The following is a 26,693-nucleotide window of genomic DNA, read 5'->3' as shown; positions in this document are numbered from 1 at the left end:
ATGGAGGAGAACGTACACTTCGGCGATGAGTCGACCGGACGCAGCGACGCCCGGCAGAAAGGCAGCAGACATCGGATTCAGAACGATAAAGCAACGGTTCGTTTGCCGATGCTGATGGGAATTACGCTCGCGGGCGGCATGTTGATTGGCGCGACGTTTTTTGGGGGAGCAAAAAGCCTGAATAACATCGGACGTGGATACACTAAGTACCGTGAGATACTGCAACTGATTGAAAATAACTACGTAGATACCGTCAATACCGACGAACTCGTGGATTTTTCAATCAACAAAATGCTGGAAAAGCTTGATCCGCACACGGCTTACATGAATCCGCAGGAAGCCGTTGCGGCCCGTTCGCAACTGGAGGGCGGCTTCGATGGCATTGGCGTAGAGTTCAATATCTACAAAGACACGGTCTATGTGGTGACGCCCCTGGCGGGTGGCCCGTCGGAAACGGCCGGCATACAGAGCGGGGACAAGATCATTCGGGTGAACGATACGGACCTGACCGGCAGCAAAGTAGATAACGCCAAGGTGTTCCAGACACTCCGGGGCAAACGCGGTACGGAGGTGAGGCTGACGATCGTGCGCAAAGGCGACGCGGAGCCGAAGGTTTACACCGTCACCCGCGACCGGATTCCGACGTACTCGGTCGACGCGGCCTACATGGTCGATAGTAAAACCGGCTACATCAAGGTGAACCGCTTTTCGGAAACGACCTACGACGAGTTCAAAACGGCGCTGGCCTCGCTGAAACAGCAGGGCATGACCCAGATGATGCTCGATTTGCGCAACAATCCCGGCGGCTACATGGACCGGGCAACGAGCATTGCCGATGAATTCATTTCGGGTAACAAACTGCTGGTATACACCGATGGGAAAGATAATCGCTACGACCGCCAGACTTATGCCCGCATCGCCGGACAGTTTGAAGAAGGTGCACTGGTTGTCCTGATCGATGAAGGCAGTGCGTCGGCCTCCGAGATTGTGGCCGGTGCCCTGCAGGACCATGACCGCGCCCTGATCGCTGGGCGCCGGTCGTTCGGGAAAGGGCTGGTGCAGATGCCGGTCCAGTTGTCCGACGGTTCAGAACTGCGGCTGACCATCTCGCGCTATTTCACGCCGAGCGGCCGCAGCATTCAGAAACCGTACGTACCGGGTCAGGCCGGCGACTACGAGCACGAACTGGAGCAGCGCTCGAAACGGGGGGAGTACTTCATTGCCGACAGCATCAAGAACGACCCGTCGAAGAAGTTCAAAACCGACGCCGGCCGGGTTGTATACGGTGGCGGTGGCATTACGCCGGATTACTTCATTCCGCGGGATTCGAGCTGGCAGACGAACTACCTCGTGCAGCTCTACGGCAAGAACATCATTCGGGAGTTTGCGATGGAATACGCCAACGACAACCGGAAGAAACTGGAGAAAATGCCGTTTGCCGAGTTTAACAAGGCGGTTGTTATTAATGATGAGCAGATGAACCGGCTGGTGAAGGATGCCACCGCTCAGGGGGTTAAGTTCAACGAGAAAGAGTATAACCGCTCGAAGAACTACATCCGGACGCAGGTTAAAGCGCTGATCGCCCGGTATGTGTACCAGAAGAATAACAAAGGCGGGCAGAACAACGAGTTCTTCCAGGTGCTCGGCGACGCGGACGATACGTATCAGAAGGCGCTGAAGCTTTTTGACCGGGCCAACAAGCTCGAGCAGGGAGCATATACGTACAACACGCCGGAGAGGAAGTAATTGTTAGGGAGGAAAGGAGGAAGGGGAGGAAAGGAGAAGAGGACGCCGGATAGCATTCCCTTTCTCCTTTCCTCCCCTTCCTCCTTTCCTCCCTCTATTCTTTTTTCTTAAACTGATAGACCACGCCGAGGAACGACTGCAAAACCCCGACCCTGAAATTCTTTTGCGAATAGGGCGCAATTTCGAACGCTACCCGAAGGTTCGGTACGGACAGAATAGGCTTAACCCGGACACCGACGTGCAGCGCATACCCTTCCAGTACGTCCCGGTTGTCGATGCCGTTCAGGGCGTTGAAACGTACGCTCAGGCCGGTGTAGTAGTTGACCTGTTCGCGCCGGGCTACGTTCACCATCGGCGCGAGGGTGGTACTCAATGACCCAAAGAACGTATTGGTCTGCACGCGGGCGTCGAGCCAGAAAGCCCGGTCGGCGTTGGTACTGACACTGATGAGGGAATTGAACGGGTAATAGGCCACGGATGCCTGGCCGAAACTAAGCTGACTGCCCAGACCGAACAGCAGCGCGAAGATAGATGAGCGGATTGTCATGCCGTAAAGATAGTAGCTCAGCGCAACACCATCAGGCTCCCACGATAGAGATTCTGATCGTCGCCAAGCCGAATCTGGTACGCATACGCCCCCGCTTCGACCGGAACACCCCGGAACCGGCCGTCCCACGGCTGCGCATACCCCACCGACTGAAAGATGACACTACCCCAGCGGTTATAGATCGTTACTTCGCAATCTGGATACGTACCGATGCCCGGCAGGTCCCACGTATCGTTCAGACCGTCGCCGTTGGGGGTGAAAGCCGTCGGTATAGACACCTGCCCGAACACCCGAACCGGTACGCTGGCCGTGGCCGTGCAGCCCGCCGGGTCCGTTACGCGGATGGTGTACGTCTGCGATTGCTGGGGACTGGCCTCGGGCTGCAGCAGTTCCGTGTCATTTAACCCGTCGGGTGGCGACCATTGTACCCGTACCTGGCTGTTGCTGGCGCTGACCGCCAGCGTGACTTTACCGCCGGCCAGGATGGAGTAGCCGCCCGGTACGTTCAGTTGAATCGGCTGACCCACCTCGGCAATACGTTGCTGAGAGATCCTGCAGCCACTGGAATCGGTAAACGTATATCGAATAGCGTGACGCCCTGCCCCGGCCGCACCCGGGCGGAACGAGCTACCCGTAACGCCGGCACCCTGAAACTGACCTCCCGCCGGACTGACGTTCAGCGTAACCGTTGGTGAGTTGGGATCGCACATCGGCGGGATGGAATCGAACCGCACCGTTGTAGCCGACTGGTTTACCTGAACCGGTTTGGACACCGTGTCCCGGATGCAGGTCCCTGTTGAGCTTTTGACTACGGTATACAAGCCCGTTTCCCGGACGTTCAGGGTTGCCGAAGTAGCACCGGGGATGTTAGCGCCGTTGCGCTGCCACTGGTACGCCCAGGTTGCGCTGGTCGGTACGCTTAACCGCAGGGAGTCGCTGGGGCAGAGGCTGACCGTTTGGACGGGCGTATTGTTACGGGAAATAACGGGCGGTTCAAGGGTGGACTTTGAACAGTCGACAACGAGTAGGTAAAACTCACGCCGGGTCAGTCCGATTACCTGACCGTTACGCTGTTCGGTCACCTCTACCGCAAACGCAAACAAGCCTGTGCGGTTTGCCGACAGGCTCAACTGGCCCGTACTGGCGTTAATCTGAAGGGGGACCGAACCCGGAATGATGTTGTTGTCGCCATAGCCGGTCTGCCAGCGGATGGTCGGGTAGGAGGTCCGCGGGGTCGGGTTGCCTAAAGGAGCGGTTTGCGTCGTGTACCCCGACCAGGGAGTTACCAGGCGGTAGGAAAGCTGATCGCCGTCGGGGTCGGTGGCGTTAAAGGCAAGCTGAAACGGCTGATTCAGACACGCATACGTACCGGGTACGGTCGAGAATTCGGGCGCTGAATTAACGATGTCCTGCCCGTTGCTGCGCATGGCGGGAAATTGCAGGTAAAGCACAATACCGGCCTGGCCTGCGTTTGCAATGTTGATGAGGTCGGAATTCCGGCAGCACCGCTCCCAGACCAGGTAATACCCATCTGGATCGTTGTAGCGGTTTACGTCAAACTGATGATCGGCTTCGTACGTCACCTCCACGTTCTGAAGCTTGTTGGCTTTGGCACAGGCCGGGTTCTGGTAAATCAGTGGCCGGTTGTTGGTTTGCCGGAGGGGAATTGATTCCATGTACGTATTTGTCCGGCGACTGAATACGTATATAGAGAGCGAGCTTTCGTTGGCCGTACGGGTGGGGTCGTTTGGGTCTTCGTTCCAGTGCTGCTTCATGAAGACGCGGAACTGACCGGGTTTGCCCAGATACGTCATGCCCAGTTCGCCCCCGATGAGGTGGTTAGCGTGCAAAGGTAGGGAAGCCAATAAAAGCCAGGAGAGCAATAGTAAGCGTAAAGTCTTTGGCATAACGTACTGAGATAGAAACCGTAGCTAAAAATACGGTGATAAACAGAAAAGCCCGACAAATTAGTCGGGCTTCTCTTAAACGGTCTTAAACAGCCGGGTTAGCGCATCGTTTTGTCTGTCTTAAGCAAGCAATCGGTTATAGTTTACACAACCGGCCGAATAGCAGTGATGCAGCATCTGAGTACGAACCATAACAAAACCGCCGGCTAATCAACTTCCCTGTTGTTTATGAAACAGTCAACTTTGCTTTGGTTATTTACCATTTGTGCCGCTACTTCCTGCCAAAGTCAACCGTCGTCGATCGTCTTTGATGGGTACGTGTTAGTGTTCCCAATAACGGTCAGGGAGGCTGTAGAGCGTTACAAACTCTCGTATTCCCCGCCAGGTTACTATTACCGCAGGCAGGGCGGTCAAACTCTATCCATCTACATAGCTTATAACCCCGGAGATTATGATAACGAACTCCAGCCTAAGGAGGTGTTGTATGATCGTGAGGTCATCTCCTACGTGTTCACGTATGATGGTGATGAGTCAAAACCAGACGCTGTCAAAACGAAGGTAGAAGCGTTGTGTCGTTGTCGGCTAACATTTCGTGAGGACTCCTTATCGCCGGACCGTAATCCCGTTTTTCTGCCATCGACCATAAAACAGTTGCCTCGTCAAGGAACGCATAGCTACGCAACTGCTCCGCTTGGTAACGACGTAGTGGTTGGCTTTCGGAACAAGCCGAATGTCAAAGGGGAGGTGATTCCGGAGGTCAAGTTTTTTTACAGGCAAGCTCCCGAACAGATCCAAAAAGCGATGATGACGTACTGAAACGTTGGCGTCGGTATGGCGCTCCGCAATAGTTGGACAGGATTTCAGCGTCTCATTGATTTTAATAGGATAATTCAATCTTTGCCCCAATACGAACCTATTTTAGCAACCCTTCCATTCCGAATGCGATGATACCTTTTGCATATTCAACGGCTACAGCCTCGTTGGCATTCTTTACAAATTTGCCTGTAGATGGATCAACCACTGTTCTCAATGGTCTTTGTCCTTTTGGCATATTTATCAGGTTTACGACCGCATCGGCTACGGCCTGCGGGTTAGGTTTGTTGGTGTCAAACATCTGTCCAATAGCGGCAAACGCTTTGTTAGGATAGTCGGCAATGGCCTGGTAGCCATCCACAACGGATGTGTCTGAACCGGTCCCCGACTTTTGCCCCATTTCAGTAGGGAATGAACCGGGCTGTACAATAGCCACATCAATACCCAGCGGGCGTACCTCATAATGCAGTCCTTCGCTGAGTCCTTCCAGGCCAAATTTGGAAGCTGCATACACAGCAAAGAAAGGAGCAGAAAACCTTCCCCAGCCACTGGAAACATTAATAATAAGCCCCTCTGATTGCTTACGCATAAAAGGCAGCGCCAGCTTGATCAACCTCCAGGGTGCAAGCGTATTAATATCAAACATTACCTGCACATCAGCAGTGCTAAAACTTTCCGCTACACCCATAGCGCTATAGCCGGCATTGTTTACCAGTATGTCGATCCTGCCTTCGGCAGCAATAATGGTGTCGAAGGCGTTCTGTACACTTGCTTCATCAGTTAGCGATACATCCAGAACAGTAATATTTTCTGTGGCGGATAAGGCTTTGGCTTTCTCGGCATTTTTACCATTTGTGTCCCGCATGGTAGCGTATACCTTGTGTCCCAAAGCCGCCACACTATGGGCGGTAAGCCATCCAAATCCACTATTGGTTCCTGTAATCAAGACTACTTTCTTGCTCATTGTTTTTCTGTTTAAATCAACTCAGCAAAGGTTGTTAGTGAAAACAGGGAAGCATTTACCAATTGGTAAAAAGCGATTTTACCGGATGTTTCTTCTGATCCTGCTTAGCGATTGCTGGGTGATTCCCAGGTAAGAAGCGACAAAGGCCAGTGGAACCCGATTGGCCAGTGAGGGGAATCGCTCGATAAACGATAAATAACGCGTGGTAGCATCTTCTGACACCAGTGGGCTTCTGCGGTCGATGGCTTCCAGCAGGCACTTTTGGTAGATTTTGGCGACGATTTTATCCCAGCCGACAATGGTGTTCAACAGTTCATCCCAGTTTTTTTTGGAGAAAACCAGCAGCTTGCAGTCGGTAACGGCCTGTATATATTCTGAGGACGCGACGTTCGATTCAAACCTGGCATAATCCCCTACAAAGCTGTTTTCTTCCACAAAGTTGTTCGTTATTTCTTCGCCCTTGTTGTTGTAGTAACAAAACCGAAAGACGCCCTGTACAACAAAACCTATGTACCGGGGTATTTTCCCGGCTTCGGAAAAATAGTCATCTTTCCGAAGTTCCAGTTCGGTTGCTTTGCTGGTAATAAGGTCGATTTGTTGTTGGTTCAACTGGCCAAATTGTAGAATGTAATTGATCAACTCCTTCATGGGTGAAAGCTAGCAAGTGCGGTGGTCCGTCAATTTATCATTTGGTAAAAAAGCAGCTCTCAGAATATATGCTTCAGTTCGAAAAATTTCAGCTAACGTTTGTGAAATGACCAGGTAAGCTATCGGATGACTCCTATATTTTAAACTGGCTTTATTGAATGGCTGCCGTGTGGTTGACCTCATCCCGGAAAACAGAGCCCTTATCAAGTAGAGATAGCAGGTGATTTCGTTAGTACAATAAGAAAATGCCCTACGCATGTTCATGCTGGGGCTTTTTCGTTGACTCAAAGCTGTCAATGTGATTTCATCAGCACGGTGTACCGCTGTAATCAGCTATTCATTCAGTACAATCACGGACAACCTAATCAATTAACAGAACACAAATGAATTTTTATCGTGACAACATAGAACTTCCCATTTTGGGAAAATGTTGTAACTTTGTAGGCAATCTAAACCCTAGCCATGCGCATTTTCTCGAAGGGTACCCTACGGACGTTTTGGGAGGAGCACCCTGATGCTAGAGCTTCCCTTGAGTTCTGGTATGATACCGTCGATAAAACAGGTTTTTCTAACCCTAACGAAGTTATTCAGTTCTTCAATGGGGCGGACACGGTGGGTAATGGCCGAGTGGTATTTAACATCGCCCGTAATAAATATCGATTGGTGGTTAAGTTTGAATACGAACGGCAGTTTGCTTTTGTACGCTTCATTGGTACCCACAAAGAATACGATCAGATAGTCGATATTGCTAACCTCTGATTCTACAGACAATGAAAACACTAGCCATCCAGTTGGATGACATCATCATCAAGCCCATCACCAATGATGAGCAGTTTCAAGAAGCCAGTCAGTTGATTGACTACTTAATCGATGCTGATTTGTTGGAGGACGTTCAGGAGCGTAAGCGGGCTTTAGACATCCTGGAAGCCTTGACGGTGCTGGCCATCGACTATGAGAAGAAGCACTACGCCATACCCAAACCTGATCCGATCGAAGCCATCAAGCAACGCATGGAACAGTTAAACTTATCCCAACGAGACGTGGCTGCTTATTTTGGTGGCGAGAACAGAGTCTCGGAGGTGTTAAACCGTCGACGTAGTCTAACGCTGAAAATGATCAAAGCGCTGCACCAACATCTGGGCATTCCCACCGACACCTTGTTGGCGGTATAAGGCTGCTGCTTTTGGCTTGTGGAGCGGAATTCGGTGAGCCGAACGATAAATCCATTGTAGCAGCATACTGTGCTGATGAAGTCATATTGAGATCCTTAAATCAACGAAAATGGCCGACGCATGTTCATGCATCAACCATTTTCGTTGTGTATTGCCATAATAACCACTTAGCAAAAACGATTAGAAACTGATAAGGTAGCCACAACCATGCGATATCAGAAGCCGTCATTTTCGAAAATCTGCCTGACCAATAGGATTGAAACGTAGGTCTGTGGCAGTGGGCTATTTCGGCAAACTCCTACTGCCCTGGTTTGTAAGTTCAGACCTCAACCAACGAGGAGGTCTTTTCTGCCCTTACATTTGCCGCGTTTAGCGTCTGTAACTCCTGCGCCAGACCCTTGTACATGACCGGGTTGAAGGGAGCCATGAATTCGGTGATGGGGTTACGGGTCCGACGGGTTGGCAACCCCATGTCGCGCATAAGCTCGTCGGCGTGGTGGAACGAAAACGGAATGATGCACGTACCCGATGCGCTGCTGTGCGGTGCACGTTGCCGTAGCCAGTCGTGGTGCAGACCAATCTCCCGTTTCATGGCTACGGTACCGGGCAGATTTAGCTGACCTTTGAAATACTGAGCGGAGTAATGCGCGGCCAGTTCGGACGTAAAGGGGGTGAACAGCGAAGGATTATAACCCACGAACGAAAGATTCGGTACGTCGGCGGGCAGTACATTGCGGTACAACTGGAACCAGCCCCTCTGATCACGAAGGCGCTGACGTACCAATTCGTCAAAAAATGGCACCGTCTGCCGGAAACCCGTTGCGAAGATGACCTGATCGGCCACAATGTGCCGGCCGGTGTTTAGCACTACTCCATCCGGCACAAAGTGAGCGATCTCGCCGTTCGCCAGTTCGATTTCGCCCCTTGCCGCCCGCTCGTAGAAGTTGTCGGAGGTTAGCCCGATGGAGCAGTTGGCAATGCTATCGAAGGGCTTGTCGGGCAAGAGGCCGCTTTTGCGGAGCTTTAACTGAGTTGCTACAAGCCTGCCTAAACCTTTCACCAGCAACCCTGTAACGGGTTTGCCCAGTGGCCCATGCAAAAACCGATGGATACCATACAGAGACCGGTAAGGAAACAGTGACTCACCCAAGCGGTGGAGCAACAGATACTTGACATTCAGCCCCCAGAAGATACGGGGCATCTTCCATTTAGCCTCGCGGTAAATGCAAACCGGCCTGCGGGATACATTGCTTACCTGCGACAGGATATCGTGGGCTGATTTGGCGAAGCCGACGACGGCTACTTTTTGCTGCCGGGCCGCGTCGAGGTGCTGCTGACGGAACTCGGTACTGTGCAACACCGTTCCCCGAAACAAATCGCGCCCTGGAATCCGGGGAATATTTGGTTCGCTGAACACGCCGTTGCAAACTACTAAGTAATCGACAACTGTCTGGTTGGGTTGCCCCTGTTGCCGGGTGTGAAGCAGCCAGCCGTCCTGTCCGCCATCGAGAAGCTCCGCCCGCTCCACTATGGTACCGAACCGAATTGAAGGCAGGAGGCTGAAGTGCCGGGCGTAATCAGTCAAATACGCCTGTACCTGCTGACCGGTGGGCCATTCGGGGTAGTGTTTAGGCATCGGAAAATCCGAGAACGTGTACGTATCGCGAGTATTCTGTGTCGTTACGTTCGGGTACCGACGGGTCGAGGCCCACACCCCGCCAAGTTCACTTTCCTTTTCAAAAACCACGACCGAGAAACCGTGTTCACGCATGGTTTTGGCCGTTACTAGGCCACTCACGCCCGCGCCGATAATACCAACTGTTTGCGTTTTCATGCTTGTTTAAGGTTTAGTAAGTGCGTTTTTTGGCAACTGCCTACCGCATGCTCATAATTACTCGTTCGGCTCGGCTAAGTAGACCTCAATAATCCGGGGCGTCATCGATACAATCCGGATGCCACCGTACTGATCCGGCGTTTCCGTGTTGTGATCAATTATTCTAAAAAGGTAGATTTCGCCCGGTTGGTAATTAGCGATTTCCGTGAAAGGGGATATAGCCTCATGCTCCCAGTAGATTTTAAAAAGTTCAGGCCTTCCTTTCACCCAGGTTTCGACCGAAGCGGCTGAGTGCTTGGTTTTATTGAAGTAGGTCGTTTCCATTTTAGACCCGGCATTGAAGGCATGGGTGAGTTCAGCCCAGAGTGTATTGGCCGTTTCCAGTTTAGTGTTGTGGTACAGATTGAAATTAGTCTTGTACGTGTTCGCTGCCGCCGTATTGTTCAGGTAGTTAAAGCTGTTTAAACCCCCGCTCTTAACCGAAAATACCGTCGGAATCAGGTTGGCATTGGTGCCGACTGGATACGTTGGCCACGTGATCCGCCAGGCGCGGCATCGGGTATGGGCAAACAAATCATTAGCTGGAACGTACGTCTGCTCGGTGATGGTCGGCAGGGGCAAAGACGGACCGTTTTTAATAGTGCCTCCGAGGGCTGCCGGCGTAGCATTGGCAACAGTCGGGTCGATGGCAGGCGTTGTTTCCTGCCGCGTGATTGATTGGTCTTCACAGCTGAAAAAGGCTCCTACCAGGAGGGAAAAGGCAATTGCTTGTTTCATTGATTTCATGTTCGTATTTTTTTTAAGGTTTTGTCCCGTTTGGGTGATGCAAAATTGGCTCATCCGGCAGGGGGTAATCCATACAACCTTGTTTGTATTTTTAGGAAATACGGCGTTCTTTTGGTATACCTTCCTGCCCTTTTTATGAAACCTTGCTACTGTCTCTGCCTGCTGTGGCTACTGGCCGCTTCGGTGAGGGCGCAGGCGAACCCGCCACCGATGATGCTGCGTTCCGATGGTACAAGTGAGGTGTCGATGCGGGGGCATTTGTCGCGCTTTGTCGATTCAACGGGTCAACTGAGCATCCGGCAGGTGATCGACCGTCAGCAGACGGGTCAGTTTCGGCCCGCCGTCAGCCTGACCGACCGCCAGGATTTCGGCTACAACACCACCGCCACGCACTGGCTCTATTTCGAACTGGTGGCTCCCACAAACATACCCAAGCCCGTTCGGTTGATGCTCGAAATCGAATACGCCAATCTCGACGAACTGGAGCTACTTGAAGTCAGCCATGGAACCATTCGATCGCTGGGGTTGACGGGCAATCACTTCGTGTTCAGTCAGCGACCTTATCGCAACAACAACTACGTCTTTCCAATCCAGCTTCGGGCCGGGCAAACGGCCGGGTATTACCTGCGCTTGCGCCAGCCCTACGCTATCTTGTCGTTCTTCGTGCGACTCTGGCATCGCCCGGCGTTTCTGGCCTCCGACCGCAGCGAATACTTCCTGTGGGGGATGTTCGTCGGCATCATCTGCATCGTGGCCGTGCTGAATCTGGTGATGCTCCTGGCCCTGCGCGACTGGATTTACTTTTGGTACAGCCTATACCTGCACTTCATCACGATGCACCTGTTTTCCGACGCAGGACTGGGCTTTCAATACCTCTGGCCTACCCTCCCGCACCTGAACGACTACCTGCCGGTGTATCTCTACGTCTGGGCCGCTATGGTGGCCCAGCTCACATTCATGCAGTACTTTATCCGCCAAAACCGCCACAATAGCCGAATTTTCAGGTGGGTAAATGGCTTCAAAGCGTTCGTGACGTTTGCGCTGGTTGCGGCCATAACCGTGCAGTGGCTTGGGGTGCCGGGACGCGAACAGTACCTCTACCGGATGGTGTCGCTGACAACGTCGTGCTTCGTACTGGTAGTCACTGGCCTGACGATTCTCAGCCTGCTGGAACCGGGACGCCGTACCGGAACTCGTGAACCCATGGTACGGTACTATGGATACGCCTTGGCCGTGCAGTTCATGGGTTATGGACTGGTAGCAACGATCAATTTCTGCCAGGGTCAGGGCTGGGTGCTGCCTTTTGATGTAGAAACTTACATCGTGCTGGGATTGACTGTGCTGATTGATCTGGTGTTCTTTACCTACGGATTGGCTTACCGCTACACCCATGCCCAGCACCGGAATCAGCAACTCGAATTGAACGTACTCCAGAGCCGACAGCAGGCTCAGCAACAGGTTATTAACTCGCTGGAAGAAGAGCGCCGACGACTCGCCCAGGATCTCCACGACGACATCGGCCCCCTACTGGCAACAGCGAAAGGTTACCTCTCCCGACTCGACCGGACTAGTCAGGCAACGCCATTACAACAGGCTCAACGACTGCTTGATGAAGCCGCTGACGAACTCCGTACACTCGCTCATCAACTAATGCCCAGGGCATTAGAGCGAAACGATTTAGTTAATGCCATTGCTGAAGTCAGCCGGGTGTTAAGCCGCCGGGGGATTCCGGTAGAATTTGTGAGTGCGGGGGAGGTGAAGCCACTGGACGGGCAACGGGCGCAGCTGGTATTTAGCATGGCCACCCAGCTCATCCGCAACGCCCAGCGCCACCAACGCGTTACCGATGTTACGGTTCAACTGCTTTATCATGACAACTACCTGACGCTGTCGGTGGAAGATAACGGCCTGCCAACTCCGATCGCCGACACGGACCGAGCCAACCTCCGGGCTAAAGCCGACCTGTTGAAAGCCGACCTGCTGATCGATAGTACCGACGATGGCAATTCTGTAATGCTGAGCGAAGTCATCACTAATCCGGTTCCGGCATGATTCGTAAGCTACTCGTATTGTTCGGGCTGATCGTGGCCGCGCTGCTGAGCTTAACGGCTTACCACCTGGCTTCCGTTAAGTCAATGGAACCGCAGCTGGTTCCTATTACCCACTGGGAAGACCGGAGCGGGTCAGCTACCATTCGGGACGTACTGCGGGTTCGTTCCTTTACACCCGTGCTTCAGCACCGGATCAACATCGGCTATACAGAATCGGTACATTGGTTTCGCATTCGGTTAGCCACTAGTGATCAGTTGACGGAACGGTCACTTGAGATTCGCAACCCTACCATCGATCGGCTCGAACTGTTCCAGGTAAACGATTCAATCATAACCTCGCTCGGTCAGGCGGGCAGCCGGTTACCCTTTGCCCAGCGCCCCTCACCGACCAAAACATTCGTATACCTGCTGCCGGTGGACGCGGTGCCCTACCGGACCACGACCGACTTCTACCTTCGGATCGACAAACGTTACGAAAATCTGGCCACCGAGTTAACGGTCTGGCAAACCAGCGATCTTGAAGACCGTGAACAGCGTGAATACTTTTTGTGGGGCATTTTTGCGGGCGTAGTGGGGCTGGTTGTACTGCTGGCGTTCTTGTTTTACGGCGCAACCCTCGACCCGGTTTATAGCTGGTACGGCCTATATATCCTGGGGCTTGCTTTGCGGCAGTTTGCCGATACAGGGCTGGGTTTTCAGTACCTCTGGCCCAGGCTTCCCGCTATCAACCAACCCGATGCCGTTATTGAAGCCCTTTGGCTGTACATTCCAGCGCTGCTCCAGTTTCAGCAGTATTTTCTACGCCTGCGTACCGAGTCGAAACGGGTGTTCTGGGCCACTCAGGTTTTCAAATGGACATTTGCCGGGCTGTTCGTTGCGTTGGTAATCGGTCAGTTAATGGGTCTTACCGAAACCCACACGGGCGCTTACCGACTTATCACGCGGGTGCACACGATATTGGCCAGCGGAGTCTTTCTGGTGTTTATCGCCGTTGCAATTGTGGGGCTGAGAACCACCGCTGCCGTAACGCGGCTATATGCTGCCGGGCTAAGCATTCAGATGGCTGGGCAGTTACTGATCATTATCCAGAACACAATGCGGAATCAGTCCGATGGCGTTTTTTTCGTGGATGCCTACATGCTTTTGATCGTCAACTTTTTTATCGATCTGGTCGTACTCTTTTACCTGCTGGCCTACCGCTACCGAAGGTCCATCGATGACGAACGGCAACTACAGATTAGCCTGGCCCAAACCCGGCAGCAAACCAACGACGCTATCATCGACGTATTGGAATCCGAACGCCAGCAAATCGCCCGGCTGCTTTTGACTGAGGTGGGGGGGCGACTAACCAACACCCGCGCCATGCTGACGGCTCTCCCGCCCGTACCCTTGCTAAGCGAAGCTGTTGATCTGCTTGATAAAACCGACGCTAACCTCGACCAGATCCTGCGCGATGACCTGCCCCCTGATTTGATGCAGAAAGGCTTGCCAGCCGCTTTGTCAGAACTGGTTGAGCGGTGCTGCCGGACCAGTGACTTTCGGCTGGTCTTCCAGGCCGAAGGCTGTCAACCCGCTCCCGGCCAGCTGCCCGTTTTGAGCGCCACCGAAACCCGGCAACTATACCGAATGACCAATGAACTGATTGCAAACAGTATTCGGCACGCCAAGGCTACCGAAGGCCTTGTGTCACTTCAGTGCACCTCGGCGGGTTGGCAATTGATCGTGTCAGATAACGGACAGGGTTTCGACGTGAAACAAGCGCTGATCACCGGCGGCATTGGTCTGAAAAATCTCTATAACCGCGCCCAAACCATCGACGCGACAGTGCAGCTTGACGCGGGCCCAACCGGTACAACGGTGCGTTTACTTCTGCCTAAGAAAATACAAACAAGTTAGTATTTTAGGCACCGGCCCGCTCGTCTACTTTTGAGTAATATCAAAGAGTCTATCAAATTCAGCAACCGTTGCGAACTGCCATTACCATAGTCGTGCTACTCGTTCTGGCCGTTTGTTCGGTTCGCGGCCAGCCAACGTACCACGTGAAGCCGGGTGTAAGCCATTCGCTGGATGGTTTCGTGGCGCATTATGAAGACAGTACGGCCCGGCTCTCTATCCGGCAGGTAACAAACTACCCGTTCAGGGTCCTACCCGGCAGTCTGCTTAACGTGGGGTATACGGCTTCGCACCACTGGCTGCGTATTCGCCTGAGGAGTCGAAGGCCCCAAACCGTTTTTGTCGAAGTGGACAATCCACGCATCAATATCGTCTGGTTTTACCAGTTGACGGGTGGGCGGCTCGTCCGCCAGGTTCAGACGGGCGACGCTCTGAGATTTGAGTCAAGGAGGTTTCCCAACTATAACTGGGTGTTTCCGGTCGAACTGGATGGTAAATCGCCGACGGACGTGCTTATTATGGCGGCCAAGCGGTACGAGGTACTGGGCCTGCGGGTTCGTTTATGGGACGCCGGTACGTTTGACCAAAAAGACCGACGTTCGTACCTTTTGTGGGGGTTGCTGACCGGCTTCACCGTCCTGATTTTGCTGATCAACGTAGTGGCGTTTGCGGCTACGCGCCAGGCCGTTTACGGCTGGTTCATCTGCCTGATACTTGCCATTAGTTTCCATATCTCAGCCCAATCGGGACTAGGGTTTCAATATCTATGGTCCGATGCGCCCGCCTTCAACCGGCTTGATCCGCAACTGCTGTCGGGCTGGCTGATTATGCTCAGTCAATTGCAGTTCATGCAGCACTTTATTGGTCAGCAACCCGGTCAGAGCCGCGCGTTCTGGGTGGTGCAGGTGTTTAAATACGGCTTAATTGCTTTGCTCGGGCTTAACATCCTGCTGCGGGTAGGGGACGTATTCCCGCAAAGTCACTTCCAATGGACGTTCAATGCAACACTGGTGTTCACCGTTATGAGCATCCTGCTCGCTTTCTGGTCAATCTCTGAACGGATTCGCCGGCGCGAAACGGTAGTGTTGTTTTATACCTTCACCTTTGCAGTCCAACTGGTTGGCTATCTACTGGTTTTTCTCATTAATCTTGCCTTTACCCAGGGCCGAGAGCCGCTGTTTCAGATTGACAGTTACGTAGTCGTTGTCATTAATTTTCTGTTTGACCTGCTCATTCTCTCATCGGGCATTCTCTTTTTCTGGTTTCAGACCTACCGGCGGCAGAACGAACAGCTCCTAACGACACTCCACCAGCAGGAGCAAGCGCAGTCGGAACGGATTATTGAAGCCCTCGAAATTGAGCGGAACCGGATCGCAGAAGACCTCTACGACGATGTCGGCGCTATCCTTTCTACGGCCATCAGCTACGTATCAAATGTGATCAGGAAGCCCGAAGTACGCGAACGGTTTCCGCTGCTGACCGACGCCCGTCAGCTACTGGATCGAGCCGTGGAAAACCTCCGTACGGTGTCGCATAATCTGATGCCGAAAAACTTTGCGGAACTGGGTTTGGCCAGGTCGCTGGCGGAAACAATCGACAAAGTATCGGCCAGTACCGACATTCGGTTTGAATACATCGTGGCCGGTACAGAACGGCGTCTGGATGCCAGCACGGAGGTTCAGGTTTTCCGGATCGCCGTCGAGCTAATCAATGGTATTGTTAAAAGCGCCGGAGCCACCCAAGCTACATTGCAATTAATTTTTGGAACCGATAGCTTACAACTGATGGCAGAAAACGACGGTCAGTACGCTCCGCAGTATAATAATCTACATGCTAAAGTGGCCTTCATCAACGGCAAAATCGACACAGATATTGGCCTCGAAAGCGCTACCGTCTTTATTGAAATACCTTACCAAATCGTTCGCCCACATGGAAACCTTCATTAAAATCCTGATCGCCGACGACCATCAGTTGTTCAACGATGGTATGAAGATGATGCTTTCGGCCGAAGACAATCTGCAAATTGTCGGGCAAGTGTTCAGCGGTAAAGACGTCTTAGATGCCGTTCACCGGCTTCAGCCCGACCTGGTGCTGCTGGACATCAACATGCCCCACCTTAATGGACTGGATGTGGCCGGTAAGCTGCTCAGTAGTTATCCGAACGTACGCGTGATTATGCTTACCATGTACAGCGACCGTAAGTTTGTCGACGACTGCCATCGACTGGGCGTTCCGGGTTACATCCTGAAAAACTCCGGCGTGGATGAGGTACTGAACGCGATCGACACGGTGCTGGCCGGAAAGCGCTACTACGATCCCAAACTGACCAAAAGCACAACGCCCAACCAGCACGCCGACGATTCGTTTCAGAAACAATTTCAGTTAACCAAACGCGAAATCGAAATCATTAGCTTGATTGGGCAAAGCTTTACCAACGAAGAAATTGCCGATAAACTGTTTCTGAGCGTCGCTACGGTAAAAACCCACCGTAATAATATCAACCTGAAGCTGGGCATCAACAAACCCGCCGATCTGGTGAAGTTCGCTGTCGAACATGGCTTGGCCTGATGATTCGCGTGTCAATAAAAACAATTGAAACACTTGCTATTGATACGTGAATTAGCCTGTAAAGAAGGCAACCTCTTTCTTTCGAAAGAAAGTAGTAATCAACTTGGGACAGGCCTGGAGTGCAGCTAAATGCATGATAATGGCCTCGGTCAACTGCGTCAAATTGCAGAATACTTGGTTAGCTAAGTTCCGCTTCAGCTGACGCCAGAGCAACTCGACCGGTTAAGTTCAGGACTGTAGGCCGGTAAGCATTCCAGATGAACCCGACCGGGCCGTTTCTTTTACCAATCTTTGACTGCCTGACTACGATGAATGGCTGCCCCGTTCCAAATCACCAGTAGGTTCCGTTTCCGATACCGGCGACACAAATAGGCCCAAAAGTTCAGCACGTCCTCACTGCAAAAGGCTTGATCCTGCCCACTTACATAAAGCCGACCAGTGGGCGCAATAGCATCAATCAAGCTGAGGTGGCTACGCCCGGCCTGTTCTAAGAGCATAAGCGTTTGCCCTTTAGGGGACCACATCTGGCTCAGCAACGGTAACAGGTAGCAGGCCGATTCATCGATATAGACGAGCACAGGGCCTTTGTTCAACTCGACAACCAGTTGGGTCAATTGCTCCTGACTTAGTCGACAGGATGGCCCAGCCAATTTTTTCCAGGTGAGGGCCTGAAGACCGTCTGGGCGATATTTTTTGAGGGTCTGGCTAACCCAGCCTTCAGTGAGCCCCAGGGCTTGAGCAATCTTGACCTGGGACCAGTTTTGGTCTTTGAGGGCGCCACAGCGCCGTCGAAGCAGTTCGTAATCAGCCGGTGAGAGAGTTGCAATATCGGTCTTTATAAACCTACTAATGGATCAATATCTTGCCCGGCCAATCCGCCTGCTTTCCATGAAAACCTCGTCTGCCCTTCGCATCAATACTCGTCAAGCCACCTCAGTCGTGGTCCCTTCGACGGAACAGCTTACTCAACAGACGGCCAACTACTTTCGCAAAGGCATCGAAGGGGCGGTCAATACCCGCATCGCTTATACGGCCGACATCAAGCAGTTGCGAAACTGGTTGGGTCAGCAAGGTATCGATGACTTACCCATTAGCTCGGCCACGCCGGCCACCTATCTGTCCGACCAGGTCACTAGCCATAAGTGGACCACCATCAGCCGGCGGCTGGCTGCTATTCGCAAATGGCACCGCCTGCACAAACACCCCGACCCATCCGCTGACGAAAATGTGCGGGTCGTCCTGGAAGGCATCAAACGCAGCATCGGTATCAAAGCCACCCAGGCACCCGCTTTTGACATTCACGAATACAAAGACCAGGTAAGGCCCATTCCGCCCACGCCCTCCGGTATGCGCAATCGGGCCTTGCTCCTGGTGGGTTTCGCCGGCGCCTTCCGGCGTTCTGAACTCGTGGCCATCGACATCGACGGGGTGCAGTTCATCCGTCAGAGAGCGATTCTGAGCTACCGGGGCAGCAAAACCAACTAGTACGGTAAGATTGAGCAAAGGCCTTATTCTTCAGCCCCGACACCTGTCCCCTGCGTGCCCTACAGAATTATATGGGCTTGCTGGACAGGACCACTGGACCCCTATTTGTGCGGATCCGCAAAGGCGAACGAATCACCACCGACCAGCTGTCTGACAAGCAGGTGGCCCGAACGGTGAAGCAGTATCTGGGAGACGACTACTCAGCCCACTCGCTGCGGGCCTCGTTTGTCACCATTGCCAAGATTAACGGGGCTGATGACTCTCAGATCATGCAGCAGACCAAGCACCGTACACTCACCATGATTGACCGCTACACCCGTGTCCAGCAGGTCGTCAAACACAATGCGGCTTTGAAGTTAGGCTTGTAATCCTACCTTCATGCCATTTCACCTGTTCTCCATTCCCTTCCAATAGCAATGTAATATACCCATCAAATATTAGCTATATCGGCCACAATGTGCCGGCCGGTGTTTAGCCCTACTCCATCCGGCACAAAGTGGCGATCTCGCCGTTCGCCAGTTCAATTTCGCCCCTTGCCGCCCGCTCGTAGAAGTTGTCGGAAGTTAGCACAATGGAGTAGTTGGCTGCTATCGAAGGGCTTGTCAGGCAAGAGGCCGCTTTTTCGAAGCTTTAACTGAGTTACGATCAGCCTGCCTTAGCTTTTCACAGCAGCTTCGTAACGGGTCCTCACAGTGACCCATGCAAAAAAGACCGGGAAGGAAACATCGACTCTCCCAAGCGGTGGAATGATATTTACTTAACATCCATTCCCCAGAAAATACGGGGCATCTTCCACTTGGCCTCGCAGTAAATGCAAACCTGGTCAGATACCGATCATTGCTCTGCCACAGACTCTCACTAGCCTCTTCCCGGGCTGAACTGTTATGCTGGCCACAATTAGCGAGATCTGCTTAGTTAAATCAGGCAATTATTCACCTAGTTGGGCAGCCACCATTGAATAACAAGGTCAACTTAAGATGTGTAGTTTGAGAGTTCGAGCAGTTTTTTTGCTCACCCTGATTATATTTTCAGCCTTATAATCATTCAAAAAAATTATACTTTCGTGCTATATTCTATAGTAGACTTACTATATTCCTGAATGCCCGACTCTACGCAATTTGCCACGGACATCGCTCTTTGGAACGCCTTTCGGGAGGGTGACGTTCGCGCATTTGAGCAGATATACCGGGCTCACGCCGAGCCACTAATGAACTACGGCAAACGGATAAGCAGCGATGTGGAACTGGTCGCCGACGCTGTACAGGATGTCTTTCTGGAAATCTGGAAACGTCGGGCGACGCTAACGACACCGAATACCATTCGCTTTTACCTGTTTCGAATATTGCGTAATCGGCTAGTGGGCCACTTAACCCGAACTACCGATCCGTTGTACCAGGCCGGTGACCTGACGGACGTTGACGGCCGGATAAATTCGCCTTCCCTGGAGACTTTACTGACCGAATTAGATACCCAGCAGCATCAACAGGTGCTGTTACGTCGGGCCATTGAATCGCTTCCACCCCGCCAGCAGGAAGCACTTGTGCTGGCCTATTATCACCAGTTTAGTAATGAAGAAGTAGCTCAGGTTATGGGAATAAACCCGCAATCGGTTACTAATCACATCAGCCGGGCTATTTTAGCCTTGCGTCAGCTACTCAATGGGACATTGTGGACGGTTGGCTGGATGCTGATCAATCTCTCAAGACAATGGTGACTGTCGCTTTCAGGTTGTTCTTGACTTACACTAAACCAAAAAAATAAATATTTCTAGAGTTAAATGAGTTAAAACCGGTTGTTGTGCCCTCTTGTCGGTGAGATACCAGCAAGAATGAATTACGACAACTATACGGTAGAAGACCTGGCAGCTGATTCTTTTTTCCGGCAGTGGGTGCTCCAACCCGATCAGGACTCCGATCAGTTCTGGGTAAACGTGCTGCAACAGCATCCCCAGCAAGCCGCTACCGTGGTGCGGGCAATCCAACTGGTGCGCCAGCTCAATCAGGCGACCACCCCGGAGCAATCAGCGGCTGATCCAGATCAGTTAGACGCGATCTGGCAGGCCCTCCAGAAAAAAGTTGATCAGGAAGCTTATCCGCCATCGCCGGTGGGCCGGGTGGTCCGCGTCCATTCATTGTGGGGTCGATGGGCTGCTGCGGCTGGCATCGTGCTGGCGTTGGGCATTGGCTGGTGGTTCGCAAACCGCCCCGGATCGGTCCGGCCAACCGGGACCGGTTCAGCGCTGATAGCGACCAAGGGTGAATCACTACGTGAGCAGACCAACAACACAACCGAGGTCATCCTGATTAAACTGACCGATGGCAGCACCGTAGAACTACAACCCAACAGCCGAATCAGCTATCCCGAGTCGTTCGCTTCCGATCGGCGGGAGGTCAGCTTGAGTGGCGATGCTTTCTTTCAGGTTACCAAGAATCCGGGCCGCCCTTTTCTGGTCTATGCGGGCGAGACAGTTACCAAAGTCGTAGGAACCAGTTTCCGGGTGCGGGCTTTTGAGCAGGACAAGACGGTAAGCGTAGTCGTGCGTACGGGCCGGGTATCCGTCTTTTCACGCCGGGATTTTGACCGCCAGCAGCAGCAGGCTGCGGCCCAGGTGGCCGGAGTTCTGCTGACGCCAAATCAGCGGGCTACCTTTCACCGTTGGAACGAGCAGTTAGCCAAAGACCTGATTGAAGAGCCATTGCCTCTGCCTTCTACGCCCCTGAACCAGGAGCTGGTTTTTGACGACCGGCCGGTTGCGGATGTGTTTAAAGCCCTGGAAAGTCAGTATGGCCTGGACATTATTTTCGATGCCACAACGCTGAGTCATTGCTTGATTACCACCACACTATCCAGCAACGAAGGACTTTACAAGCGCCTTGATCGAATCTGCCGGGCCATCGGAGCTACCTACGAGACGGTGGATGGTCAACTTATTATCACCAGTACCGGTTGCACCCCTTAACCCCCCGCTGCCTATGATCTAATCCGACCATTGTTTTACGCATGGAAAAGCCGGTAATGGTTCCAGCATTACCGGCCTGATACGCATCCCGGCTCGTGGCTAAACTGCCTCATTTCTGAGGTGCCGGGAATTTTTGCCCTTTCTAAACCAGACAAAAACAAGTAAATCTATGCAATTTTTACCACATTCGCACAGGCTGCTGTACCGAATTATGAGAATCACCGTCTGTCAGTTGCTGCTCGCCTTGCTTTGTTCGGGTCTTACTCTGGCCCGCAACGTCCACGCGCAGGAGCTGCTGACCCGTCGGGTCACGCTGCAAGTGAAGGAGCAGTCGGTTAAAACAATCCTGACCCGATTGAGCAAGCTAACCCATGTGCGGTTTACCTACAGTTCGGCGTTGATTCGTGCCGAACGAAAAGTAACGCTCAATGCCAGCAACCAACCTTTAGGCGAGGTGTTGGACGAACTCCTTAAACCCCTGAAAATTGAATACCGGGTCGAAACGGACGAAGTAATTCTGAACCGGGTTCCTGTGGGTACTTTACCCCATACCAATTCAGACCAGGCCGGTAGTACTCCTGAAGCGGCAGACATTACCGTTTCAGGTACGGTTACCGACGAGCGGGGCGAAGCCTTGCCAGGGGTAAGTATAGTGGTGAAAGGCACATCGAGAGGAATCACTTCGGATCAGAAGGGGAACTTTCAGCTTAACATTCCAACCAGGAATAACCGCGATGCCGAGCTGGTTCTGGTCTTTAGTTTTGTTGGCTATGAAAGCCAGGAAATCACGATAGGCAATCAAACGGTTTTAAAAGTCAGTTTAAAAAATGACATCAAAGCCCTGAATGAAGTGGTGGTGGTGGGGTACGGCACGGTGAAAAAGACGGATTTGACCGGGTCAGTTTCATCCATTTCCAGTAAAGATATCGAATCGGTCCCGATTGCCACTACGGAGCAAATTTTACAGGGCAGAGCTGCCGGGGTTGTTGTGACCCAGAATAGCTCTGAACCAGGCTCAGGAGCCAGCATCCGTATCCGAGGAACCAACTCCATTGGCGCCGGAAATGAACCTCTGTTTGTGATCGACGGCTTTGCGGGGGCCGATAACCTGACCTCCATTAACCCCAATGATATTGACAATATTGAAATCCTGAAAGATGCTTCGGCCACGGCTATTTATGGAGCCAGGGGTGCCAACGGTGTGGTGATTGTGACGACCAAACGCGGCAAAGCCGGTGCTCCCCGCATTGATTTCGAGATGTATACCGGTGGACAGGAAATTCGTAAAAAAATAGGCCTCATGGACGCCTTTCAGTATGCGACGTACCGAAACGAAATTCTCTACAACGACAGTGTTTACCGCCAGTCTACAGCGCCGGTCATGTATTTTGCCTCACCGAATCGGCTTGAGTACCTGAAAACAAACTCCACCGACTGGCAGGACGCCTTGTATCGGCGGTCCGGTTTGAGCAACTATCAACTGTCTGTGAGTGGTGGTGACGACAAAACACGCTACCTCATCAGCGGCAGTTTTTACAATGAAAATGGGGTCGTTATCAATAGCGGTTTCAAACGGGGAAGCCTCCGGGTGAACTTCGACAAAACCGTTAACCCCCGACTGAAATACGGCCTTACTTTGCTGGGGACCCGTACGTATAACAACCGTACCCAATCGGTTCAGCCGGGTTCAATTGTGGGGGGCGTTGTGCTGAATACGTTCCGAATTAACCCTGCCACCCCCGTTTACAACCCCGACGGCACGTACAATCTTTACAATGTTGGGGCTGATAACGGCGATATTGACCTGATTGGTAACGCCGTCGCCTATGCCGAGAAAGTAAAAGACGACACTTACATCACGCGAATCAATGCCAACTGGTTTGGCGAATACGAGGTACTCAAAAACCTTAAGTTTCGGGTCAACCTGGGCGGTGATCTGTTCACCAGCGCGCGTGAAGCCTACATTCCCAGCGATATCTACGAAGGCACGAGAGACAATGGCACGGCCACGAGGGCTATCTCCAATCGGTATAGTTGGATTAATGAAAACTACCTGACCTATTTTTTGCCGTTCTCCCAATCCACTGACCTGACGCTGTTGGCAGGAGCATCGTGGCAGTTGTTCAATCAGCGCGGAACCACCGCCATCGGTCGGAACTTCTTCACCAATACCTTCGAAGACAATAACCTATCGGCCGCAACGGGGCAGGAAACTTCGTCGTCGCAATCGCAGAATCAGATTCAGTCATATTTCGTTCGGGCCAATTTCAAGCTGAACACGAAGTACCTCTTTACGCTGACGGGTCGGCGGGATGGATCGAGTCGGTTTGGAGCCAATAACCGGTACGGCTATTTTCCGTCGGGTGCGTTTGCCTGGCGGGTTTCGGAAGAACCCTGGGTGAAGAATCTGGGTCTTTTTGATGATTTGAAAGTTCGGACCAGCTACGGAATTACCGGTAATCAGGAAATTCCAAACTACAATTCGACAGAAGCCTATTCCACCCGTACAGCAACCTACGGTGCAACGCGCCAGATTGGGGCGCTGCAATCTCGCTTCAATCAGCCCGACTTGCGCTGGGAAAAAACGGCGTCCTTCGATGTCGGTCTCGATATTTCCGTGCTGAAAAACCGGGTTGGCCTGGTGATGGACTACTACTGGAAGAAAACCAGCGACCAGTTACTCAATATCGAAACGCAACGGGCAACGGGCTTTTCATCTGTACTCATCAACGCGGGCAGCATCGAAAACCGGGGGTTTGAGTTTGCTCTCAACACGGTCAATGTTGATACGCGGAAGGTGAAATGGACGACCAATGCCAACATCGCCTTCACACGCAACAAAGTGCTGGACCTGAATGGCGAAAAAATTCGGTACGTCGGCGCGGTTAACGTAGCCGGCATTGGCAACGGTGGGTCCGGTGTGCTGATTCCGGGCGAATCGATTGGCTCGTTCTACGGTCTTACGTTCCTGGGGCTGTGGCAAACCCGCGAAGAAATAGCCGCCAGTTCGCTGACCGCCAACGAAAAAACCCGTTTCCGTCCCGGTGACCCAATTTTCAAGGATGTTAACGGCGACGGAAAGATTGATCTGAATGACCGCACCATTATTGGGCAGGCACTTCCCAAATTCAACTATGGCATGACCAACACCGTCAGTTACAAAGGCTTTAGCGTGAGTGTGTTTATCAACGGTGTATACGGCAACAGCCTGCTGAACCTCAACCGAATCGACCTGGAGACGCAGGATAATTCGAACAAGAGCCTGCGGATGCTGGAACGCTGGAACGGCCCTGGCACAAGCAATACTGTACCCAGGGCGGGTAGCGGTGGGGTTCGGCGGCAGGTTTCATCCGATTTGTTGGAAGATGGTTCCTATTTGCGGCTCAAAAACCTGACACTGGCTTATCAGGTTAGCGCGGCATCGGGCTTCATGCGCCGGTTACGTCTTCGAAACCTGAAAGTATACACGACTGCGACGAACCTCCTCACTTTTACCAGCTACACGGGATACGATCCGGAGGTTAGCACATTTGCGGCCCAAAACAGTCTCGCCTTGGGTATTGATTACGGCTCATATCCCACCATCAAATCGGTGATTGTCGGACTGAAATTAGGTCTGTAGCTAGTTTCAGGCCAATGAGCCAGCAAAATACCGTTTCCAAACCCAGGTATAAATCATTTCTATTTTTATGAAAAGCACTACTAAATTCCTGCTTTTTCTCCCGCTGTTTTTGACACTGGGCAGCTGCAAGGACTTTCTGGATGAGAAAGCCTTCGATTTTGTCACCTCGTCTAATTTTTTTCAGAATAAATCTGATGCGCAGGTAGCCGTCAACGGTATCTATTCACAACTCCAGCAAAACAATGCTTTTTATGGCCGTCGGGTATACATTCTAAGCGACGTATTCAGCGACGAAGCCAAAGCGTATGGGACGGGTGAACGACCTGATCTGGAGAACATGACCTACAATTCGGCCAACTCCGAAATTTTCAACTGGTATACAATCCTTTATCAGACCGTCAATCGCTGCAACAACATCGTTGAAAAGATTCCGGCGGTTCCGGTCAATACTGCCTTCACGGAGGCTGAACACAATCGCATGATTGCGGAAGCCCGGTTCGTTCGGGCATTGATGTACTTTGAACTGGTTCGCTACTTTGGGGCTGTTCCGCTGGTAACTAAAGCCACGGCCAGTGTCGAAGACAACAAAAACTTCCCACGCAGTCCGGAGGCAGATGTGTATAAACAAATTATTGACGATTTGACCTTTGCCGAAGCAAACCTGGAAAAAGAAGCTGCCATCCCCAACACGTACAAAGGACGGGCCAGCTCTGGGGCTGCAACGGGGCTGCTGGCGAAAGTGATTTTGACCAGAGCCTATCTCCCCTTTGGCACACCCGATGATTTCAAAACCGCACTGGCCAAACTCAACCAACTCATTAATGCGAAGGAATACGATTTGATGCCAACCTATCCGGAGGTGTTTGATATCACGAAGGAAACGGGGAAGGAACACCTCTTTGCCATCCAGTATGATTTTTCTCCGAATAATGTGAGTGACCTGATCGGGTACATTACCCCCCCTCAAACTTCACCGGGGGTTTCGTATGGTAGCTTTGTGGTAGAGCGGCCGTTTTACGATGCGTTTCCCAACGACGATAAAATACGGAAAGGCTGGAATTTTTACACTAAATTTTTCAGACCGGACGGCTCTATTCTGATCGATTACGGTGCGCCCGGCAGAGACCCATTCGTTGCTAAATTCAGAGATCCGGGCCGTACAGCCGCCGTTGACCGGGTGAATTATTTCATTCTGCGTTATGCCGACATTCTGCTGCTTCAATCCGAAGCCGCTAACCGAGTGAATGCGGCTGATCCACTGAAATACGAAGGCATCAATAAAGTACGTGCCCGCGTACAGCTTCCCCCGGTTGCTCAGGAACCCGACATCGAAAAGTTTGAAAAACTTGTTCTCGACGAACGCCACTGGGAATTGTGTTTCGAGGGTCAGCGTCGGCACGACATCATTCGGGTCGGCAAGTTTGTCTCCATTCTGAAGGCAGCGGGTAAACCCTTTGTCGAGGAGAAACACCGGTATCTGCCCATTCCCGACGTGGAGCGGGGGTTGAATCCAGCCCTGACTCAGAATCCCGGCTTTTAAGTCTTCGCTTATCGCTGGCGGGCTTTCGTAGTCTGTTTGTTGCTGCGACGACGAAAGCCCGCCAGAACACCTCAAAATCGAGGTACACACGGAGTCTATTCCCTGATTTTTTCGGGGAGTCACCCTCGTCATGCCTTTTCAAATCGGTATTTCTCCCG

21 protein-coding genes are annotated in these 26,693 nt (G+C 52.2%); 14 read left to right on the top strand and 7 right to left on the bottom strand.

The window, feature by feature from the left end:
* Window positions 1–108 precede the first annotated feature (108 nt).
* Entirely contained in the window at window positions 109–1,746 is a 1,638-nt protein-coding gene (locus DYU11_RS27285; protein ID WP_229366089.1) for a S41 family peptidase, read from the top strand.
* A gap of 94 nt (window positions 1,747–1,840) precedes the next feature.
* Here DYU11_RS27285 and DYU11_RS27280 read toward each other — a convergent pair whose 3' ends face one another.
* Both DYU11_RS27280 and DYU11_RS27275 read right to left on the bottom strand, forming a co-directional pair.
* Window positions 1,841–2,293: a hypothetical protein gene (locus DYU11_RS27280; RefSeq protein ID WP_119670910.1), complete on the bottom strand. Its 453-nt coding sequence runs from the start codon at window positions 2,291–2,293 to the stop codon at window positions 1,841–1,843.
* A gap of 17 nt (window positions 2,294–2,310) precedes the next feature.
* A complete protein-coding gene (locus DYU11_RS27275) occupies window positions 2,311–4,200 on the bottom strand; it encodes a T9SS type B sorting domain-containing protein (protein WP_119670909.1) in 1,890 nt (629 codons plus the stop codon).
* Window positions 4,201–4,428: 228 nt separating this feature from the next.
* Between DYU11_RS27275 and DYU11_RS27270 the strand changes: the two genes are divergently transcribed.
* Window positions 4,429–5,016, top strand: a complete 588-nt coding sequence (locus DYU11_RS27270; protein WP_119670908.1) for a hypothetical protein — start codon at window positions 4,429–4,431, stop codon at window positions 5,014–5,016.
* Between the two features lie 97 nt (window positions 5,017–5,113).
* Here the strand turns inward: DYU11_RS27270 and DYU11_RS27265 are convergent, their stop codons facing one another.
* Both DYU11_RS27265 and DYU11_RS27260 read right to left on the bottom strand, forming a co-directional pair.
* Window positions 5,114–5,977, bottom strand: coding sequence for an SDR family oxidoreductase (locus DYU11_RS27265; RefSeq protein ID WP_119670907.1), 864 nt, complete (start codon window positions 5,975–5,977; stop codon window positions 5,114–5,116).
* A 78-nt stretch (window positions 5,978–6,055) separates the two neighbouring features.
* Window positions 6,056–6,625, bottom strand: coding sequence for a Crp/Fnr family transcriptional regulator (locus DYU11_RS27260; RefSeq protein WP_119670906.1), 570 nt, complete (start codon window positions 6,623–6,625; stop codon window positions 6,056–6,058).
* A 462-nt stretch (window positions 6,626–7,087) separates the two neighbouring features.
* Here DYU11_RS27260 and DYU11_RS27255 point away from each other — a divergent pair, with 462 nt between their 5' ends.
* Window positions 7,088–7,384: a type II toxin-antitoxin system HigB family toxin gene (locus tag DYU11_RS27255; RefSeq protein WP_119670905.1), complete on the top strand. Its 297-nt coding sequence runs from the start codon at window positions 7,088–7,090 to the stop codon at window positions 7,382–7,384.
* A gap of 11 nt (window positions 7,385–7,395) precedes the next feature.
* Window positions 7,396–7,797 carry a helix-turn-helix domain-containing protein gene (locus DYU11_RS27250; protein WP_119670904.1) on the top strand — a complete coding sequence of 134 codons (402 nt, stop codon included), beginning with the start codon at window positions 7,396–7,398 and terminating at the stop codon, window positions 7,795–7,797.
* Window positions 7,798–8,116: 319 nt separating this feature from the next.
* On the opposite strand, the gene DYU11_RS27245 is transcribed toward DYU11_RS27250, so the two are convergent.
* Window positions 8,117–9,631, bottom strand: a complete 1,515-nt coding sequence (locus DYU11_RS27245) for a flavin-containing monooxygenase (protein WP_119670903.1) — start codon at window positions 9,629–9,631, stop codon at window positions 8,117–8,119.
* A 57-nt stretch (window positions 9,632–9,688) separates the two neighbouring features.
* Window positions 9,689–10,408, bottom strand: a complete 720-nt coding sequence (locus DYU11_RS27240) for a hypothetical protein (RefSeq protein ID WP_147368050.1) — start codon at window positions 10,406–10,408, stop codon at window positions 9,689–9,691.
* A 144-nt stretch (window positions 10,409–10,552) separates the two neighbouring features.
* Between DYU11_RS27240 and DYU11_RS27235 the strand changes: the two genes are divergently transcribed.
* The 4 genes from DYU11_RS27235 (at window position 10,553) to DYU11_RS27220 (ending at window position 16,929) form a co-directional block, all read left to right on the top strand.
* A complete protein-coding gene (locus tag DYU11_RS27235) occupies window positions 10,553–12,469 on the top strand; it encodes a sensor histidine kinase (protein ID WP_119670901.1) in 1,917 nt (638 codons plus the stop codon).
* Window positions 12,466–14,364, top strand: coding sequence for a sensor histidine kinase (locus tag DYU11_RS27230; RefSeq protein WP_119670900.1), 1,899 nt, complete (start codon window positions 12,466–12,468; stop codon window positions 14,362–14,364). The genes DYU11_RS27235 and DYU11_RS27230 overlap by 4 nt, the downstream gene beginning before the upstream one ends.
* 92 nt (window positions 14,365–14,456) lie before the next feature.
* Entirely contained in the window at window positions 14,457–16,307 is a 1,851-nt protein-coding gene (locus DYU11_RS27225) for a sensor histidine kinase (protein ID WP_229366080.1), read from the top strand.
* Entirely contained in the window at window positions 16,291–16,929 is a 639-nt protein-coding gene (locus DYU11_RS27220) for a response regulator (RefSeq protein ID WP_119670898.1), read from the top strand. The genes DYU11_RS27225 and DYU11_RS27220 overlap by 17 nt, the downstream gene beginning before the upstream one ends.
* A 281-nt stretch (window positions 16,930–17,210) precedes the next feature.
* Here DYU11_RS27220 and DYU11_RS34025 read toward each other — a convergent pair whose 3' ends face one another.
* Window positions 17,211–17,453, bottom strand: coding sequence for a hypothetical protein (locus DYU11_RS34025; RefSeq protein WP_374756010.1), 243 nt, complete (start codon window positions 17,451–17,453; stop codon window positions 17,211–17,213).
* Between the two features lie 325 nt (window positions 17,454–17,778).
* Between DYU11_RS34025 and DYU11_RS33725 the strand changes: the two genes are divergently transcribed.
* The 6 genes from DYU11_RS33725 (at window position 17,779) to DYU11_RS27190 (ending at window position 26,535) form a co-directional block, all read left to right on the top strand.
* On the top strand, window positions 17,779–18,414 hold the full coding sequence (locus DYU11_RS33725; protein ID WP_229366079.1) for a site-specific integrase: 636 nt from the start codon (window positions 17,779–17,781) through the stop codon (window positions 18,412–18,414).
* A gap of 107 nt (window positions 18,415–18,521) precedes the next feature.
* Window positions 18,522–18,782, top strand: coding sequence for a tyrosine-type recombinase/integrase (locus DYU11_RS33720; RefSeq protein WP_229366077.1), 261 nt, complete (start codon window positions 18,522–18,524; stop codon window positions 18,780–18,782).
* A 731-nt stretch (window positions 18,783–19,513) separates the two neighbouring features.
* Window positions 19,514–20,128, top strand: coding sequence for an RNA polymerase sigma factor (locus DYU11_RS27205; RefSeq protein ID WP_119670897.1), 615 nt, complete (start codon window positions 19,514–19,516; stop codon window positions 20,126–20,128).
* Window positions 20,129–20,242: 114 nt separating this feature from the next.
* Window positions 20,243–21,373, top strand: a complete 1,131-nt coding sequence (locus DYU11_RS27200) for a FecR family protein (protein ID WP_119670896.1) — start codon at window positions 20,243–20,245, stop codon at window positions 21,371–21,373.
* A 211-nt stretch (window positions 21,374–21,584) separates the two neighbouring features.
* The gene (locus tag DYU11_RS27195; RefSeq protein WP_158600377.1) at window positions 21,585–24,995 is read left to right on the top strand and encodes a TonB-dependent receptor; all 3,411 of its coding nucleotides are present in this window, start codon (window positions 21,585–21,587) and stop codon (window positions 24,993–24,995) included.
* Between the two features lie 67 nt (window positions 24,996–25,062).
* Window positions 25,063–26,535, top strand: a complete 1,473-nt coding sequence (locus DYU11_RS27190; protein WP_119670894.1) for a RagB/SusD family nutrient uptake outer membrane protein — start codon at window positions 25,063–25,065, stop codon at window positions 26,533–26,535.
* The last annotated feature ends 158 nt before the right edge of the window (window positions 26,536–26,693 follow it).

It is taken from the genome of Fibrisoma montanum, from assembly GCF_003583365.1.
GTDB classification, from domain to species: domain Bacteria; phylum Bacteroidota; class Bacteroidia; order Cytophagales; family Spirosomataceae; genus Fibrisoma; species Fibrisoma montanum.
This window is presented reverse-complemented; position numbering and strand designations above follow the sequence as displayed.

Coding starts and splice junctions, on each gene's coding strand:
- DYU11_RS27285 (WP_229366089.1), top strand. CDS start 109: ATGCTGATGGGAATTACGCTCGCGGGCGGCATGTTGATTGGCGCGACG.
- DYU11_RS27280 (WP_119670910.1), bottom strand. CDS start 2,293: ATGACAATCCGCTCATCTATCTTCGCGCTGCTGTTCGGTCTGGGCAGT.
- DYU11_RS27275 (WP_119670909.1), bottom strand. CDS start 4,200: ATGCCAAAGACTTTACGCTTACTATTGCTCTCCTGGCTTTTATTGGCT.
- DYU11_RS27270 (WP_119670908.1), top strand. CDS start 4,429: ATGAAACAGTCAACTTTGCTTTGGTTATTTACCATTTGTGCCGCTACT.
- DYU11_RS27265 (WP_119670907.1), bottom strand. CDS start 5,977: ATGAGCAAGAAAGTAGTCTTGATTACAGGAACCAATAGTGGATTTGGA.
- DYU11_RS27260 (WP_119670906.1), bottom strand. CDS start 6,625: ATGAAGGAGTTGATCAATTACATTCTACAATTTGGCCAGTTGAACCAA.
- DYU11_RS27255 (WP_119670905.1), top strand. CDS start 7,088: ATGCGCATTTTCTCGAAGGGTACCCTACGGACGTTTTGGGAGGAGCAC.
- DYU11_RS27250 (WP_119670904.1), top strand. CDS start 7,396: ATGAAAACACTAGCCATCCAGTTGGATGACATCATCATCAAGCCCATC.
- DYU11_RS27245 (WP_119670903.1), bottom strand. CDS start 9,631: ATGAAAACGCAAACAGTTGGTATTATCGGCGCGGGCGTGAGTGGCCTA.
- DYU11_RS27240 (WP_147368050.1), bottom strand. CDS start 10,408: ATGAAACAAGCAATTGCCTTTTCCCTCCTGGTAGGAGCCTTTTTCAGC.
- DYU11_RS27235 (WP_119670901.1), top strand. CDS start 10,553: ATGAAACCTTGCTACTGTCTCTGCCTGCTGTGGCTACTGGCCGCTTCG.
- DYU11_RS27230 (WP_119670900.1), top strand. CDS start 12,466: ATGATTCGTAAGCTACTCGTATTGTTCGGGCTGATCGTGGCCGCGCTG.
- DYU11_RS27220 (WP_119670898.1), top strand. CDS start 16,291: ATGGAAACCTTCATTAAAATCCTGATCGCCGACGACCATCAGTTGTTC.
- DYU11_RS34025 (WP_374756010.1), bottom strand. CDS start 17,453: ATGTGGTCCCCTAAAGGGCAAACGCTTATGCTCTTAGAACAGGCCGGG.
- DYU11_RS33725 (WP_229366079.1), top strand. CDS start 17,779: ATGGATCAATATCTTGCCCGGCCAATCCGCCTGCTTTCCATGAAAACC.
- DYU11_RS27205 (WP_119670897.1), top strand. CDS start 19,514: ATGCCCGACTCTACGCAATTTGCCACGGACATCGCTCTTTGGAACGCC.
- DYU11_RS27200 (WP_119670896.1), top strand. CDS start 20,243: ATGAATTACGACAACTATACGGTAGAAGACCTGGCAGCTGATTCTTTT.
- DYU11_RS27195 (WP_158600377.1), top strand. CDS start 21,585: ATGAGAATCACCGTCTGTCAGTTGCTGCTCGCCTTGCTTTGTTCGGGT.
- DYU11_RS27190 (WP_119670894.1), top strand. CDS start 25,063: ATGAAAAGCACTACTAAATTCCTGCTTTTTCTCCCGCTGTTTTTGACA.